This is a genomic window from Desulfomicrobium salsuginis (genome assembly GCF_054657795.1).
Genome location: NZ_BAAHYA010000002.1, coordinates 1,329,344 through 1,343,736, shown reverse-complemented (window position 1 = coordinate 1,343,736; position 14,393 = coordinate 1,329,344). Strand labels below are relative to the sequence as shown.

Annotated in this window: 12 protein-coding genes; 8 read left to right on the top strand and 4 right to left on the bottom strand. The window is 65.8% G+C overall.

Going from position 1 to position 14,393, the window contains the following annotated elements:
- Positions 1–5: 5 nt before the first annotated feature.
- From ACYQ3G_RS13160 to ACYQ3G_RS13145, 4 genes are read right to left on the bottom strand one after another with little or no spacing between them, the layout of a single operon-like run.
- Entirely contained in the window at positions 6–1,007 is a 1,002-nt protein-coding gene (locus tag ACYQ3G_RS13160) for a tetratricopeptide repeat protein (RefSeq protein WP_459826320.1), read from the bottom strand.
- Between the two features lie 40 nt (positions 1,008–1,047).
- Positions 1,048–1,770, bottom strand: a complete 723-nt coding sequence (locus tag ACYQ3G_RS13155; protein WP_459826318.1) for a hypothetical protein — start codon at positions 1,768–1,770, stop codon at positions 1,048–1,050.
- Complete coding sequence (locus ACYQ3G_RS13150) at positions 1,754–2,338, bottom strand: isoamylase early set domain-containing protein (protein ID WP_459826316.1); 585 nt, start codon at positions 2,336–2,338, stop codon at positions 1,754–1,756. The genes ACYQ3G_RS13155 and ACYQ3G_RS13150 overlap by 17 nt, the downstream gene beginning before the upstream one ends.
- A complete protein-coding gene (locus ACYQ3G_RS13145) occupies positions 2,335–2,886 on the bottom strand; it encodes an RNA polymerase sigma factor (protein WP_459826314.1) in 552 nt (183 codons plus the stop codon). Before ACYQ3G_RS13145 ends, ACYQ3G_RS13150 begins: the two co-directional genes overlap by 4 nt.
- A gap of 381 nt (positions 2,887–3,267) precedes the next feature.
- Here ACYQ3G_RS13145 and ACYQ3G_RS13140 point away from each other — a divergent pair, with 381 nt between their 5' ends.
- From ACYQ3G_RS13140 to pgl, 8 genes are all read left to right on the top strand, one after another.
- On the top strand, positions 3,268–5,064 hold the full coding sequence (locus ACYQ3G_RS13140; protein WP_459826312.1) for a sulfatase-like hydrolase/transferase: 1,797 nt from the start codon (positions 3,268–3,270) through the stop codon (positions 5,062–5,064).
- A gap of 242 nt (positions 5,065–5,306) precedes the next feature.
- Complete coding sequence (locus tag ACYQ3G_RS13135) at positions 5,307–5,906, top strand: outer membrane protein (protein WP_459826310.1); 600 nt, start codon at positions 5,307–5,309, stop codon at positions 5,904–5,906.
- A gap of 26 nt (positions 5,907–5,932) precedes the next feature.
- On the top strand, positions 5,933–6,601 hold the full coding sequence (locus ACYQ3G_RS13130; RefSeq protein WP_459826308.1) for a TetR/AcrR family transcriptional regulator: 669 nt from the start codon (positions 5,933–5,935) through the stop codon (positions 6,599–6,601).
- A gap of 124 nt (positions 6,602–6,725) precedes the next feature.
- Positions 6,726–7,412: a DUF3313 domain-containing protein gene (locus tag ACYQ3G_RS13125; protein ID WP_459826306.1), complete on the top strand. Its 687-nt coding sequence runs from the start codon at positions 6,726–6,728 to the stop codon at positions 7,410–7,412.
- 300 nt (positions 7,413–7,712) lie between these two features.
- Positions 7,713–8,933 carry an efflux RND transporter periplasmic adaptor subunit gene (locus tag ACYQ3G_RS13120; RefSeq protein ID WP_459826304.1) on the top strand — a complete coding sequence of 407 codons (1,221 nt, stop codon included), beginning with the start codon at positions 7,713–7,715 and terminating at the stop codon, positions 8,931–8,933.
- Between the two features lie 4 nt (positions 8,934–8,937).
- Entirely contained in the window at positions 8,938–12,111 is a 3,174-nt protein-coding gene (locus ACYQ3G_RS13115) for an efflux RND transporter permease subunit (protein ID WP_459826302.1), read from the top strand.
- Complete coding sequence (locus ACYQ3G_RS13110; protein WP_459826300.1) at positions 12,104–13,540, top strand: efflux transporter outer membrane subunit; 1,437 nt, start codon at positions 12,104–12,106, stop codon at positions 13,538–13,540. Before ACYQ3G_RS13115 ends, ACYQ3G_RS13110 begins: the two co-directional genes overlap by 8 nt.
- A 13-nt stretch (positions 13,541–13,553) precedes the next feature.
- On the top strand, positions 13,554–14,300 hold the full coding sequence (gene pgl / locus ACYQ3G_RS13105) for a 6-phosphogluconolactonase (RefSeq protein WP_459826298.1): 747 nt from the start codon (positions 13,554–13,556) through the stop codon (positions 14,298–14,300).
- Positions 14,301–14,393 lie beyond the last annotated feature (93 nt).

The following is a 14,393-nucleotide window of genomic DNA, read 5'->3' as shown; positions in this document are numbered from 1 at the left end:
TTACGCTATTGAACCTTGGTGAAGATGTTGACGGACTGGGCCAGGCTGTGCGTCCCGGCGTCCGTTTTGATGCTCTCGGGTGTGTCGAACCAGCTCGGCGCGAGGCGCGCCGGGGCGACTTTCGGGTACTGGCGGCGAACATATTCCCTGACGGCCAGGGCCCGGTCCCTGGCCAGGGCCGTGTCGCCCTTGACGTAGGCGACGACGTGGACGTTCAGGTCCGCCTTGTCGTTCAGCATCTCGCCGATGCGCCTCAGCGATGCTTCGCCGTTTTCGGTCAGCGTCGCCGTTCCAGGCCTGAACTCCACGGCCTTCAGGGGGATGGTGCGCAGCCCGATGACGTGGTTGCGCCACGAGAAGTCGCCGGCTTCGTTCAGCATGCGCACGCCCTGCCGCGCAAGGGGGGCGTCCGGGTAGTTCTCCAGGTAGCGGTGCATGGCCAGCTTCATCTCCCTGTCCCGCTTCAGGCGCTCCAGGGCCACTGCCCTGTTGAACATGGCCTGGGGTTCGTCCGGGTTCAGGGAGAGGGCCTTGTCGTAGAGTTTCAGCGCCTCGGCGTTTCTGCCGCGGTCGAGCATGTTGTGGGCCAGGTAGAGGTTCGCCGAGAGGTGGTCCGGGTCGATGGACAGGGCCTTTTCGTAGGCGGCCCTTTCCTTGTCCGGCTTCATCAGCGCCCACCAGGTCACGCCTTCCCAGAAGCGGTAGTCGGCGTTGGCCGGGGCCAGCTTCACGGCCTTCTGGATGAACGGCAGCGCCGCTTCGGGTTTGTCTCCGCCCAGCTCGAAGCGGGCCATGAAGTAGTTCAGTTCAGGGTCGTCGGGCCACTGGGCCACCCTGGGGGCGAAGGCCGCCCGGCCGGCGGCGAAATCTCCCCTGTTCAGGTAGTATTGCCCCTGCACCGCATGGTATTCGCCTTGGACCTTGCGGACGGCGGCGTCCATGTGGGCGCAGGCTCCGATGGTCAGGGGCAGCAGCAGGATGATGATCGTACGGATGATGTTTTTCATGGCACAAGGATATACGTTGGCCGGACCCGAAGGTCACAGACTATTTTGCGGTTTTGCCGGGGCTTCTGCGGATGTCACGGCCGGTCAGCCCCAGTTCCTGCAGGAGTTCGGCCGGCCCGCCCCCGTCGTCCAGTGTCCGCATGGCGGCGTCGGCCACGGCGGCGTCGGCCATGCCTGCCTCGCGGGTCCGCTGCACCACGCGGAAGAGTTGCGTCCACTGGGCGGACAGGGAACCTGCGGCCAGGCCGCGGCGCAGGATGGCGTCGGACAGGCGCGCGGGAAATGCGACGGCGTTCAATGCTGCCCGCGTTCTGGCCGCCGTGGCCAGTTCCGCCGGCGACGCGGGCGGCGCCAACGCCGCCATCTCATCCAGTTCCTGGCGCGTGAGTCCGACCCGCAGACTGTCCCCGGCCATGACGACATCGTCCGGCGACGGTTCCCGACCTTCCCTTGCCAGGGCGTCCCGGGCGAACGCGTAATCGCTGCGCATGGTCTCCAGGGCCTGGATGATGGCCCGGCCGGCGACGCGTTTGGCCAGCCCTTCCTCGGCCTTGGCTATGAAGGGCGCAGGCGGCAGCCCGTCGGCCCTGGCCTGGTCGATGGCGGCTTCGATGGCCTGGGCATCGCCGGCGCTCAGCCGTCCGTCGTCCTGGGCCTGCCGCAGGGGCGCGTCGAGTGCGGACGCCAGGGCGTCCACCGGTCCCGGTAGCCATGCCGCGGCTACGAGGAACGCAATGAGCAGGATGCTAAAGCGCCGCGCCATCGCCGTTTTTCACCAGCAGGATGGAGTTGCGGCTGCCGAAGCCGTCGTCGACGCTGAGGGCCGCCGCGGCGTCGGTCACGGGCGTGGTCCCGTCGACGAGAAAGACGTATTCGTGGCTGCCGGGCGGCAAGGCCGTCGTCAGGGTCCACAGGCCCGTGGCCGGGTCGTTGCGCATGGTCCAGCCCGCAGTCTTCCAGCCGTTGAAGCTGCCGATGACGGCCACTTCCCGCGCCGAGGGCGCGGCCAGGACGAAGGTGACGGGCGACAGGCCTGCCGGTGTACGGCCGCTTCCGGTCCCGGGATTGATGGTGAAGAACAGTCCCAGGGCGAGCAGCAGGCAGGCCGCGGCGGCCAGGCCGCCGAGGGGCGAGACGCGGATGGTTCGCGGCTCCGTGAGCCAGCCGATCACCCGCGCCATCCGCCGCTTCGGGCCGGGCAGCGGCGCGGCGGCGCCGATGCGGTCCATGACGCGGGCCGCGAAATCCGGACCCGGATCCATGGCGCCGAGGCGGCGCAGGCCGGAGGCGAGTTCGTCGTTCGATGTATCGGTGCGATGTTTCGCATTCATGGTGTTCCTTCCTTCCCGTAGAGTTTCCGCAGCATGTGCAGGGCCCTGTGCACGCGCATTTTGGCGCCGCTCATGGACAGCCCAAGGGTTTCGGCCACGGCGTCCAGGGGCAGGTCCTCGATGTACCGCAGGGCCAGGGCCTCGGCGTATTTGGGTGCAAGCCCCCGCAGGGCGTCGAGAAGCCTTGCGGCTTCGAGGCTGGCCAAGGGGTCGTGTCGCGGGTCGGCCTGGATCTTTTCCAGGTCCTGCCTATACAGGGGTTCGCGCACGACCCGCCGCGCACGGTCGCGGGCCAGGTTCAGGGCCAATGTGTAGAGCCAGGTGAAGAAGCGCCGCCGCGGGTCGTAGGAGGCCAGCCGCTCGTAGGCCCGGACAAAGGCGTCCTGGGCCATTTCGCCGGCTTCGTGTTCGTCCCGGCTGAAGCGCAGCATGAGACGGTAGACCGGTCCCTGATACCGCCGGACCAGGACGGCGAAGGCCTCGCGTTCGCCGTTCAGGGTGCGCTCCACGGCCATCGCGTCGTCTCTGTCGGTATCCGGCGTATCCATGCTTAAGCATATACGCGCGGGAGAGTAGATTTGTCACATCCTTCGGCGGGAAAAGCCCTGGTGAACTCACGACGCGACGTGATTCTCACCGAATCTGCTGGCTCCAGTCGCCACGATGCCGGTATCGGAAGAATCCGCAAGGTCATCGGTATGATCGGCAGGCGGATGCCGGCCGACGAGTCCTTCCGGCACTGCTGTCCGACGTGCGTTTGCGGCCCATGATCGGCTGTCGGGGGACTCTCGTGTCGAAGAACGGGCTTGCCATGAATGATGTATTTGTCATAATGACATAGTTGTCATTATAGGTGGGTGCAGGACTTCCGGGCAAGCATATGTCCACCTGCCAATCCTTCACCTCTAACCCGTTCAAGGGAGTCGGATATGGAACGCAAGTCCACGCAGGAGCAGCAGGCTGAAGCCGCCATTTCCAGGCGAAGCTTCCTCAAGATTTCCAGCGGGATGGTTGCAGCATCCCTCGTCGAAGCAAGCTTCGTCCATCCGCCCGGGGCCAGGGCCGCGACCACGCCCAAGCCAACTTCGGCACCTGTGGCCGGCCGCCCCAATGTCCTGTTCGTCTTCACGGACCAGGAACGATATTTTAAGCGCCATCCCGAGGGCTTCACGCTGGCCGGGCATGAGCTGCTGCGCGAACGTGGCGTGACCTTCCACAGACACTATTGCCCGGCGGTCATGTGCACCAGCTCCCGATCCGTGCTGATGACGGGCCTGCAGACCCCGGACAACGGCATGTTCGAGAATTGCGACATGCCCTACGTGAAATCCCTGTCCACGGAAGTGCCGACCATCGGCCACATGCTGCGCAAGGCCGGCTACTACACGGCCTACAAGGGGAAATGGCATCTGAATCGCGATTTCGACACCGACCGGCCAGAGCGCCTTTTCACCAAGGAAATGGAGGCCTACGGGTTCTCGGATTTCGTCTGGCCCGGCGACGTGCTGGCGCATACCCTGGGCGGGTACAAGCACGACCACATGATCGCCGGCAGCGCCGTCTCGTGGCTGCGCGACAAGGGCCGGTCCCTGGCCGATGAAGGCACTCCCTGGTCGCTGTTCGTGAGCCTCGTGAACCCTCACGACATCATGTACTTCAATACCGACCTCTCCGGCGAGAACGTGCAGGACACCGGCAAGCTCCTGATGGTTTCTTCGCGGGCTCCGAAGCACCCCCTGTACGAAAAGCGCTGGAATGCGCCGCTGCCGGGCAACCTCCGCCAGCCCCTGGACGCTCCGGGCCGGCCGGCCGCCCACGGTGAATTCAACCGCGCCTGGGGCTACACGCTGGGGACCATTCCCACGGAGCCGGCCCGCTGGGAGCGCTTCAGCGACTTCTATCTCAACTCGATGCGCGCCGCGGACCTCGAACTGACGACAATCCTCGACGAACTGGATGCCCTCGGCCTGACCGAGAATACCATCATCGTCTTCACCTCGGACCACGGCGAAATGGGCGGCGCCCACGGCCTGCGCGGCAAAGGCCCCTTCGCCTACGAGGAGGCCATCCATCTGCCGTTGATCATCTCCCACCCCGAGGTGCAGGGCGGCCGGGACTGCGCCGCCCTGACCGGGCATGTCGACATCGTGCCGAGCATACTCTCCATGTGCGGCGTGGATGCCGGCAGGCGGGCCGAATTCGCCGGCCGGGAACTCCCGGGGAAGGACTTCTCGGCGGTTCTCACCAGCCCCGGCACGGCCGACGTGCATGCCGTTCGCGACAGCGTCCTCTTCACCTACAGCGGCATCTCGACCAACGACAGCGAACTGATCCGTATCATCGCGGAAGCCAGGGCAGTTGGCCAGGATCCCAAGGCCGCCGTGCAGAAGGCCGGGTACCGGCCGAACATGAAAAAGCGCGGCAGTCTCCGGACCGTATTCGACGGACGCCACAAGTTCACGCGCTATTTCTCACCGATGGAGCGCAACAGGCCGGAGAGCCTCGACGAACTGTATCGCTGGAACGACGTCGAACTGTTCGACCTGTCCGCCGACCCGAACGAAATGGACAATCTGGCCGTGGACCCGAAAGGCAATGCCGCGTTGGTCACGGCCATGAACGGCAAGCTCGAAGCCATCATCAAGGCCGAGATCGGCATCGACGACGGCCGTGAGATGCCCCGGGTCGAAGGGATCGAGTGGAGCATCGACCGTCTCGATCTGTGAACTTGTGTATTGAAGACCAAATCCAAACCGGGGTAAAATTCATGAACAGATATTGTGTCCGTACACGCACGCGGATCCGGGTGTCGGCGCTTCTTCTCCTGACAGTTGCGGCTTTAGGCGTCTTGCCAGCATGGTCTGCCGAGAGTGGCGACACTCTCCGCTATTCCATCACTCCCTACCTCTGGGCCACGAGGATGAAAGGCGACGTCCAGGCCGGGCGACTGCCCAAAACGACGATGGACATGAAGTTTTCCGACATTCTCGACGTGTTGGACTTCGGCTTCATGACGGCCATCGAGGTGCGGAAGGGACGCCTGGGCTTTCTCTTCGACGGCATGTACATGAATGTCTCCGATTCCGCGGACGCGCGGAGCGCCGACGGCGCGGTGTCCGTATCGGCCGAGGCGGAGGTGAAACAAACCATGTTGGCTTTCGCAGTGGCCTGGCGCGTTCTGGAAGAGCGGTTGGCGCTGGATGCCGTTGGTGGCATGCGGTACAGCAAAATCGACGTGGATGTGGATATCGACGCACGCCTGGTCGGCGGACCGTCGGGTTCGGTTGGCCGCTCGGGCGACAAGGATTGGGTGGATCCCTATCTCGGGCTGAGACTGATTTTTCCGGTTGGCGGCGGGCTGAGCCTGGTCGGCTACGCTGACGTCGGCGGTTTCGGCGTCGGCTCCGACTTCACCTGGCAGGCTCTGGCCGGCCTGGAGTACGCGCTGTCCGAGTCCATCATCGCCACCTTCGGCTACCGGTACCTGAAAGTCGACTATGACAAGGACGGGTTCAGCTACGACATGGCCAACGACGGCCTGTACGCCGGCATGACCATGGCCTTCTGAATCTTAAATTGCGGATGCTTTTCACCATGACGAATCGAACGAAGCCGATCGACCACAGGACGCTCGTCGCGGCAGAGCGCCGGGAAAAAACTCGGGCAAAACTCCTGCGGGGCGCAATACATGTTTTCGCGCAGCACGGAGCAGAGGCCTCGGTCATCGAGCTGGTCATAAAGCAGGCTGGCGTATCCCGAGGCACATTCTACAATTACTTCCGCACCAACGAGGAATTGTTTCTGGAAGTGGCCAGGGAAGTGAGTAACGAGATCATCACCATCGTCGACCCCATCGTGCAGAGGCAACGGGACCCCGCCGCGAGTCTTGCCTGCGGCCTTGTGTCGGTTGTCAGGCTGGCCGTGAACAACCCCGTGTTGGCCCAATTCGTGTGCAAGGGCGGCCCGGGCGCCCTCAGCGCAGGAAACCTGACCACCACGGTCGTGCCGCGTGAGATCAAAAACGGCATGGCGGCCGGGCTCTTCACTGTGCCCGATGAGCAGCTCGCCTTCGACCTGATTTTCGGTCCCGTGATTATGGCCTTCAACGCTGTGATCAATGGGAGAGCGTCGGAAGAGTACGCCCGCAACCTGGCTCAGGCCGTGCTACAGTCCTTGGGAGTCGAAGTCAGCCGGGCCCGCTGCTACGCGAGGCTGGATTTCGACGACGTGAGCATCCCGGCCGACTCTCTGTTTCATTGCTGAAGCCTGAGGATATAGTGTGTTTTTACATATCCCCCGGGCATTCCAGAGAGAGGAATGCATTGCCTGTGGACGGAGTTTTTCAGCGTCGTTGCATCTCAACATGAATGTTCAAGGAGCGGTTGTCATGAAGAAAATTATCCTTGTCGCGTTGCTGTTCTCATTGTGCGCGTGCGCCACGGGCGGGAAACAGTCCGCCACGGACTTCAACCCCGCGGACCACTTCCTCGGCGCCGATTACGCGAAGCTGCAGGAAAACCCCGACCTGAAGGGCGGGCTGGGATGGAGGAACACGGCCTTCAGCCCGGCAACCTACTCGGCCTTGTACATCGAGCCGGTGGTGCTGTGGCAGGGCGAGGACATGGCCAGGGAGTCGGGGCTGAAGATGGCGGATCTGAAACTCCTGGCCACGTATTTCCATGACGTGCTCACGCAGGTGCCCGACGGCAAGGCGCTGAAGCTGTCCTCCCAGCCGGGGCCGGGCGTCATCGCCGTCAAGGCGGCCGTGACCGAGGTCGAGGCCAGCAGTCCCGTGTCCAACGCTCTGACCTCCGTGGTCCCCGTAGGCATCATTCTTTCGGCCGGCATGAAGGTCGCGACGGGCCAGGCCGTTGGCGTGGGCAAGTGCGCCGTGGAAATCCGTTTCGTCGACTCCGTGACGGGGGAGACCCTCGCCATGTTCGCCGACACGAAGGTCGGCAAGAAATATGACACAGCCGGCTTCACCAAGACCGGGCAGTCCGAGGAAGCCATGAACGAGTGGGCCGCCCTGCTGAAGGAACGCATTGATGTCGTCTGGGGACGGACCAAGTAGCTGAGCGGTCTCTCGGACGTCGCGGCGTGGGGTGATCGTGCGCCGCGACGTCCGCTTGGGTCCGTGCGCCCGGTTGAAAACGGTAGCGCCGCGGGGTTGTCTCGCCTGTCCCTCCAGGCAAGGTTATCGATTATCCTGGCTCCCGGAACCCATCAATCCTGTTCATTTTTCTCGCCTGATCAGATATGGGAGGCTGACGCCATCCGGAGAAGCCTGAAATTGCGGACAGACGCAGATGAAAGCGCCCTCCCGCCAAGGCGGCCGGCGGTGAAACCCGGTTCAAGATGAAAGGAGATGCCCATGAAAGGCTGTGAAGTGCGAGTGCGTGAATGTTTCGCTTTCCGTCCCCTGGTCGCGCTGGCCGCGGCCTGGGCGCTTCTGCCGGCGTTGTTCCTGGGCGTCGGGTGCAGGCAGGCCGAGCAGGCAGTTGCCCCCCCGCCCCCCGTCGTCGAGGTGGTGACCGTCGCCCGGCAGGACGTCCCGGTCTACAGCGAGTGGATCGGCGCCCTGGACGGATCCGTCAATGCCGTCATCCGCCCCCAGGTCACGGGGTATCTCGTCAGGCAGAATTACATCGAAGGCGACAAGGTGCGCAAAGGGCAGGTCCTCTTCGAGATCGACCCGCGGACCTTCGAGGCCGAGGTCAGGCAGGCCCGGGCCGCCCTGGAACAGGCCAAGGGCGATCTGGCCGCGCAGGATGCTTCCGCGGCCACGGCCCGCGCGGACCTGGCGCGCATCCGGCCCCTGGCCGCCAGGAACGCCGTGTCCCAGAAGGACCTCGACTACGCCGTGGGTCGCGACCTCATCAGCAAGGCCGCCGTCCTGACGGCCAAGGCCGGGATCTCCGTGGCCGAGGCCAATCTGGAGAAGGCCCTGCTGGAACTGAGCTTCACCAGGGTCGTGTCCCCGGTGGACGGAGTGGCGGGCATCGCCAAGGCCCAACTCGGCAACCTGGTGGGCCCCAACGTGCAGGAGGAGCTGACCTCCGTGTCCGCCCTCGACCCCATCAAGGTCTACATCAGCGTCAGCGAGCAGGAGTATCTGAGCGTCCGCAGGTCTGAAAGCGACGCCGCGCAGATTCCGATGCAACTGGTCCTCGCCGACGGGTCCGTCTATGCCCAGAGCGGGAAGATGGCCCTGGCCGACCGTCAGATCGACCCCACCACGGGCACCCTCAGGATAGGCACCCTGTTCCCAAACGCCGACGGCTTCCTGCGGCCAGGGATGTTCGGAAAGGTCAGGGCCATGATGCGCGTCAGGAAGGACGCGGTGGTCGTCCCGCAGCGGGCCGTGACGGAACTGCAGGGCAAGTACCTCGTGGCCGTCATCACCACGGACAACAAGGTGCAGATCCGTCCGGTCAGGGTCGCCGAGAGGGTCGACTCGGGGTGGGTCGTCGAGGAGGGGCTCGAGGCAGGGGAAAGCGTGGTCGCCGAGGGGACCCAGAAGGTGCGCCAGGACATGACCGTCACCACCAGGCCGTTCGTGCCCGCGGCGCCGGCTCCCGCGGCCAAGGGGTAAACGCATGGCCAGATTCTTCATCAACCGCCCCATCGTGGCCATGGTCATCTCGATCCTCATGGTCATCGTCGGCATCGTGGCCATGGTCGGCCTGCCCATGGCCCAGTTCCCCGACATCGTCCCGCCGGAGATCAAGGTCTCGGCCGTCTACACCGGCGCCGACGCCCTGACCCTGGAGCAGGCGGTGGCCACGCCCATCGAGCAGCAGATGTCGGGCGTGGACAACATGAACTACATGTACTCCATCAACGCCAACAACGGCGAGTCCAAGCTGACCGTCAACTTCGACATCAAGACCGACCCCAACACGGACCAGCTCCTGGCCCAGATGCGGCAGGGGCAGGCCGAGTCGCAGCTGCCGTCCGACGTGCGCAACTATGGCGTGACGGTGCAGAAATCCACGGCGTCCCCGCTGATCATGTTCGGCCTCTTCTCCCCGAACGGGACCTACGACAACGTCTTCCTGGCCAACTACGCCTACATCAACATCAACGATCAGATGACCCGCGTGAAGGGCATCGCCAGCGTGACCGTCTTCGGCGCCGGCCAGTACGCCATGCGCCTGTGGGTCAAGCCCGACCAGCTGGCCAAGCTGAACATCACCATCCCCGAGATCGTCAGCGCCATCACCGCCCAGAACACGGTCAACCCGGCCGGCCAGGTCGGCGCGCAGCCGGTCCCGGCGGGGCAGGAGTTCACCTACACGGTCCGGGCCCAGGGCCGCCTGCAGTCCGAGGAGGAGTTCGGCCAGATCGTGCTGCGCGCGGGTTCCGACGGGTCGGTGGTGCGCGTGCGGGACGTGGCGCGCATCGAGCTCGGGGCCCAGACCTACAGCCTGGAAGGGCGCCTGAACGGCAGGCCCGCGGCCCTCATCGCCCTCTACCAGATGCCGGGCACCAACGCCGTCGAGGCGGCGAACGGGGCCAGGGCCCTGATGGAGGAGCTCAAGGAGCGCTTCCCGCCGGACCTGGACTACGTGGTCTCACTGGACACCACCCTGGCCGTGACCGAGGGCATCAAGGAGATCCAGCACACCCTCGTCGAAGCCCTGGTGCTGGTCATCCTGGTGGTCTTCGTCTTCCTGCAGGGCTGGCGGGCGACGCTCATCCCGCTGCTGGCCGTGCCCGTGTCCCTGGTGGGCACGTTCATGCTCTTCCCGCTCTTCGGGTTCTCCATCAACACGCTCTCGCTCTTCGGCCTGGTCCTGGCCATCGGCCTGGTCGTGGACGACGCCATCGTCGTGGTCGAGGCGGTGGAGCACCACATCGAGCACGGCCTCTCGCCCAGGGAGGCGACCTTCAAGGCCATGGAGGAGGTTTCGGGCCCGGTCATCGCCATCGCCATCATCCTGGCCGCGGTCTTCATCCCCACGGCCTTCATCCCGGGCATCACGGGGCGGCTCTACCAGCAGTTCGCCCTGACCATCGCCATCTCGGTCATCATCTCGGCCTTCAACGCCCTGACCCTGAGCCCGGCGCTCAGCGCCCTGCTGCTGCGGCCCAAGAAGAAAGGCTCGGGGCCCCTGCAGAAGTTCTACGACTGGTTCAACCGCGTCTTCGGCCGGGCCACGGACGGCTACGTCGGCATCTGCCGCGTGGCCGTGCACAAAAGCTTCGTGAGCCTGCTGTTCCTCGTGGGCATCGTCGTCCTGACGGGGTTCTTCGGGGGCAAGGTGCCGACGGGGTTCCTGCCCGAGGAGGACCAGGGATACCTCTACGCCGGCATCCAGCTTCCCGACGCGGCCTCACTGCAGCGCACTGCCGCGGTGGCCACCGAGGCTGAGAAGCTGATCATGGACACGCCCGGCGTGAAGTTCTGCACCTCGGTCATCGGCTACAGCATGCTGAGCCAGGTCACCAACACCTACAGCGCCTTCTTTTTCATCACCCTCGAGGACTGGGCCATGCGCAAGGTCCCCGAGGTCAAGTACGAGGCCATCAAGCAGAACCTCAGCCGCAAGCTGGCCGGGATCAGCGGGGCCGTGGGCTTCGCCTTCTCGCCGCCGGCCATCCCCGGCATCGGCACATCGGGCGGCGTGACCTTCATGCTCGAGGACAGGGCGGGCAAGGACATCGCCTTCCTGTCCGAAAACGTGGACGCATTCCTGGCCGCGGCCCGCAAGCGGCCTGAGCTGGCCAGCGTGACGACGACCTTCCGGCCCACGGTCCCGCAGCTCTTTGTCGACGTGGACCGGGACAAGGTCCTCAAGCAGGGCGTGAACATCAACGACGTGTACAAGACACTGCAGAGCTTCATGGGCAGCGGCTTCATCAACTACTTCAACAAGTTCGGCCGGCAGTGGCAGGTCTTCATCCAGGCCGAGGGCGACTACCGCACGAACATCGACAACATCGGGCAGTTCTACGTGCGCAACAGCGCGGGCGGGACCGTGCCCCTCTCGGCCCTGACATCGGTCAGGAACATTTCGGGGCCCGAGTTCACCATCCGCTACAACCTCTACCGCAGCGCCCAGATCAACGCCAACGCCGCGCCGGGCTACAGCTCGGCCCAGGCCATGCAGGCCCTGGAGGAGGTCTTCGAGGAGACCATGCCCTCCGAGATGGGCTACGACTACATGGGCATGTCCTTCCAGGAGTGGCAGGCCCAGAAGGGCGTCTCGGCCATGGCCATCTTCGGCTTCTCGCTGCTGTGCGTCTTCCTCATCCTGGCCGCGCAGTACGAGAGTTGGTCACTGCCGTTCTCGGTCCTGCTGGGCACGCCCATCGCGGTGGCCGGGGCCTTCGGGGCGCTCCTGCTGCGTGGGCAGGAGAACAACGTCTACGCCCAGATCGGCCTGGTCATGCTCATCGGTCTCTCGGCCAAGAACGCCATCCTCATCGTCGAGTTCGCCAAGATGGAGTACGAGAAAGGCAGGCCGCTGCTGGAGGCCACCCTCGAGGGCGCGAAGCTCAGGCTGCGGCCCATCCTCATGACCTCCTTCGCCTTCATCCTCGGCTGCGTGCCCCTGGCCATCGCCTCCGGGGCCGGCGCCGTCTCGCGCCAGGTGATGGGCAGCGCCGTCATCGGCGGCATGACGGCGGCCACGTTCATCGGCGTCTTCCTCATCCCCGTGACGTTCTACGTCGTGGAGAAACTCGGCGGCAAAAAGCACGGTTCGAAGCAGACTCCCAACACTGACCGGCCGCAGGCCGAAGGCGTGGAGGGAAGACATGCGTAGCTTCATCACGATCCTCATGCTCATGGTTCTGGGAACTGGCTGCACCCTGGGCCCGGATTACGCGCGTCCCGACCTCGACGTCCCGTCCGCGTGGCGGGTGGATGCCGGCGAGGCAAGGGCCCTGGCCGACACGGCCTGGTGGGGGCAGTTCGGTGACCCGGTCCTGGACGGCCTCATCGACACGGCCCTACGGGAGAACAAGGACCTCCTCATCGCCGCCAGGCGCGTGGAGGAGTTCGAGGCCCGCTACGGCATCGTGCGCGCGGACCTTTTCCCCCAGGTGGGGGCGGGGGCGTCCTACACCCGGGAGCAGGTCACCCGGGAGGCGGAGAACAAACCCGCGCCGGGCTTCGCGACCCTGACCGAGACGTATTCGACCAGCCTCAACGCCGCCTGGGAGATCGACCTGTGGGGCCGCATCCGGCGCAGCGCCGAGGCGGCCAGGGCCCAGCTGCTGGCCACGGAGGAGGCGCGGCGCGGTGTCGTCCTGTCCCTGGTCGGCGGCGTGGCCTCGGCCTACGTCAACCTGCGCGGCCTGGACCGGCAGCTGGAGATCGCCCGGGAAACCGCGCGCAGTCGCGAGGAGTCCTACAGGATCTTTCAGGAGCGCTACGACGGGGGCGTCATCTCCCTGCTGGAGCTGACCCAGAACAAATCCCAGTACGACGAGGCCCTGGCCAGCATCCCGCCCATCGAGAAGGCCATCGCCCAGCAGGAGAACGGGCTGTCCGTGCTGCTGGGGCGCAACCCCGGCCCCATCCCCCGGGGGCGGGCCATCGGGGAACTGACGCTGCCCGCCGTCGCGGCGGGGTTGCCCTCGGACCTCCTGGAGCGCCGCCCGGACGTGCGCCAGGCCGAGCAGGCCCTCGTCGCCGCCAACGCCCAGATCGGGGTGGCCAAGGCGGCCTATTTCCCGGCCATCTCCCTGACGGGCCTCTTCGGCTTTGCCAGCGAGGATCTCACGGACCTCTTCCTGAGTTCCGCCCAAGTCTGGAACTACAGCGCCCCGCTGACCGCGCCCATCTTCACGGCCGGCAAGATATCGGGCGGCGTCAGGGCGGCCGAGGCCGCGCAGGGGCAGGCCCTGGCGGGTTACATGCAGGCCGTGCAGAACGCCTTCCGCGAGGTCAACGACGCCCTGGCGGACCAGCAGCAGACGGGCCGGCAACTGGCCGCCCAGGAGCTGCAGGTCGGGTCCCTGCGCCAGTACGACGAGATCGCCAGACTGCGCTACGACGAGGGGTACTCGGACTTCCTGACGGTCCTCGACGCGGAGCGCAGCCTCTTCAACGCGGAGCTGTCCTTCACCAGGACCCAGGTAGCCCTGCATCAGGCCATGATCGGGCTGTACAAGGCCATGGGCGGGGGGTGGATGCAGGATGCGGCCCCCGGCGCCGTCGGGCCTCGGGGCCAGGTGGGTGCGGAATGACCCCGACAAGTTCTTGCTCCTTGAAATCTTTGCCATCATGGAGCGCAGGACAGGCATGGTAGAGATGGCGACGGTCATCCGGGGCGCCGATCCGGACGATCTGCCGCGGCTGGCCGCACGGCGTCTCTGCGCCGAGCTGCGCGGTGTCCTCGACGTGCGGGGCCGTGCGGTGCTCGCCGTGCCGGGCGGCAGGAGCGTGGCCAGGGTTTTCGAGGCCATGCGGCAGGAGCGGCTGGACTGGGGACAGGTCCATGTCTTTCTGGTCGACGAGCGGCTGGTGCCCATGGACCACCCCGACAGCAACTTCAGGCTGCTGCGCGAGCACCTTGTGGACCCTCTGGCCCGGGAGGGGCGGATGCCCCCACAGGCCCATCCGTTCCCTGGCGACGCCCCGGACCCGCAGCGGGCGGCGCGGGACTACGACGGGGCCCTGGCGGAGCTGGGTTCCCGGTTCGACGTCGTTCTGCTCAGCGCGGGCGAGGACGGGCACGTGGCGTCCCTTTTTCCGGACCACCACTCCGTCATGGACGCGCGGCACGGGTTTTTCGTCATGGACGACGCGCCCAAGCCCCCGCCTGGCAGGATGAGCGCGTCGGCGTCCCTCCTGCGCGCCTGCGGGACCGGTGTCCTGCTTTTCGCCGGCCGGGCCAAGGCCGCGGCGTTCGCCCGATTCACGGATCCTTCCGCCTCCGTGTCCTCCTGTCCGGCCAAGCTGGTGCTGCAAATGGGGAATCCCTTCGTGTTCACGGATCTCACGTGAACGCCGAAGCGGACTCGTCCCGGCCCTGGGGGCGTTTCGTCCTGCTTGACCGGGCCCGGGGGGCGTGACACATCGGGGGCCTTCGGAAAGGCG

Coding starts and splice junctions, on each gene's coding strand:
- ACYQ3G_RS13135 (WP_459826310.1), top strand. CDS start 5,307: ATGAAGTTTTCCGACATTCTCGACGTGTTGGACTTCGGCTTCATGACG.
- ACYQ3G_RS13140 (WP_459826312.1), top strand. CDS start 3,268: ATGGAACGCAAGTCCACGCAGGAGCAGCAGGCTGAAGCCGCCATTTCC.
- ACYQ3G_RS13150 (WP_459826316.1), bottom strand. CDS start 2,338: ATGAATGCGAAACATCGCACCGATACATCGAACGACGAACTCGCCTCC.
- ACYQ3G_RS13160 (WP_459826320.1), bottom strand. CDS start 1,007: ATGAAAAACATCATCCGTACGATCATCATCCTGCTGCTGCCCCTGACC.
- ACYQ3G_RS13155 (WP_459826318.1), bottom strand. CDS start 1,770: ATGGCGCGGCGCTTTAGCATCCTGCTCATTGCGTTCCTCGTAGCCGCG.
- ACYQ3G_RS13115 (WP_459826302.1), top strand. CDS start 8,938: ATGGCCAGATTCTTCATCAACCGCCCCATCGTGGCCATGGTCATCTCG.
- ACYQ3G_RS13125 (WP_459826306.1), top strand. CDS start 6,726: ATGAAGAAAATTATCCTTGTCGCGTTGCTGTTCTCATTGTGCGCGTGC.
- ACYQ3G_RS13130 (WP_459826308.1), top strand. CDS start 5,933: ATGACGAATCGAACGAAGCCGATCGACCACAGGACGCTCGTCGCGGCA.
- ACYQ3G_RS13110 (WP_459826300.1), top strand. CDS start 12,104: ATGCGTAGCTTCATCACGATCCTCATGCTCATGGTTCTGGGAACTGGC.
- ACYQ3G_RS13145 (WP_459826314.1), bottom strand. CDS start 2,886: ATGGATACGCCGGATACCGACAGAGACGACGCGATGGCCGTGGAGCGC.
- ACYQ3G_RS13120 (WP_459826304.1), top strand. CDS start 7,713: ATGAAAGGCTGTGAAGTGCGAGTGCGTGAATGTTTCGCTTTCCGTCCC.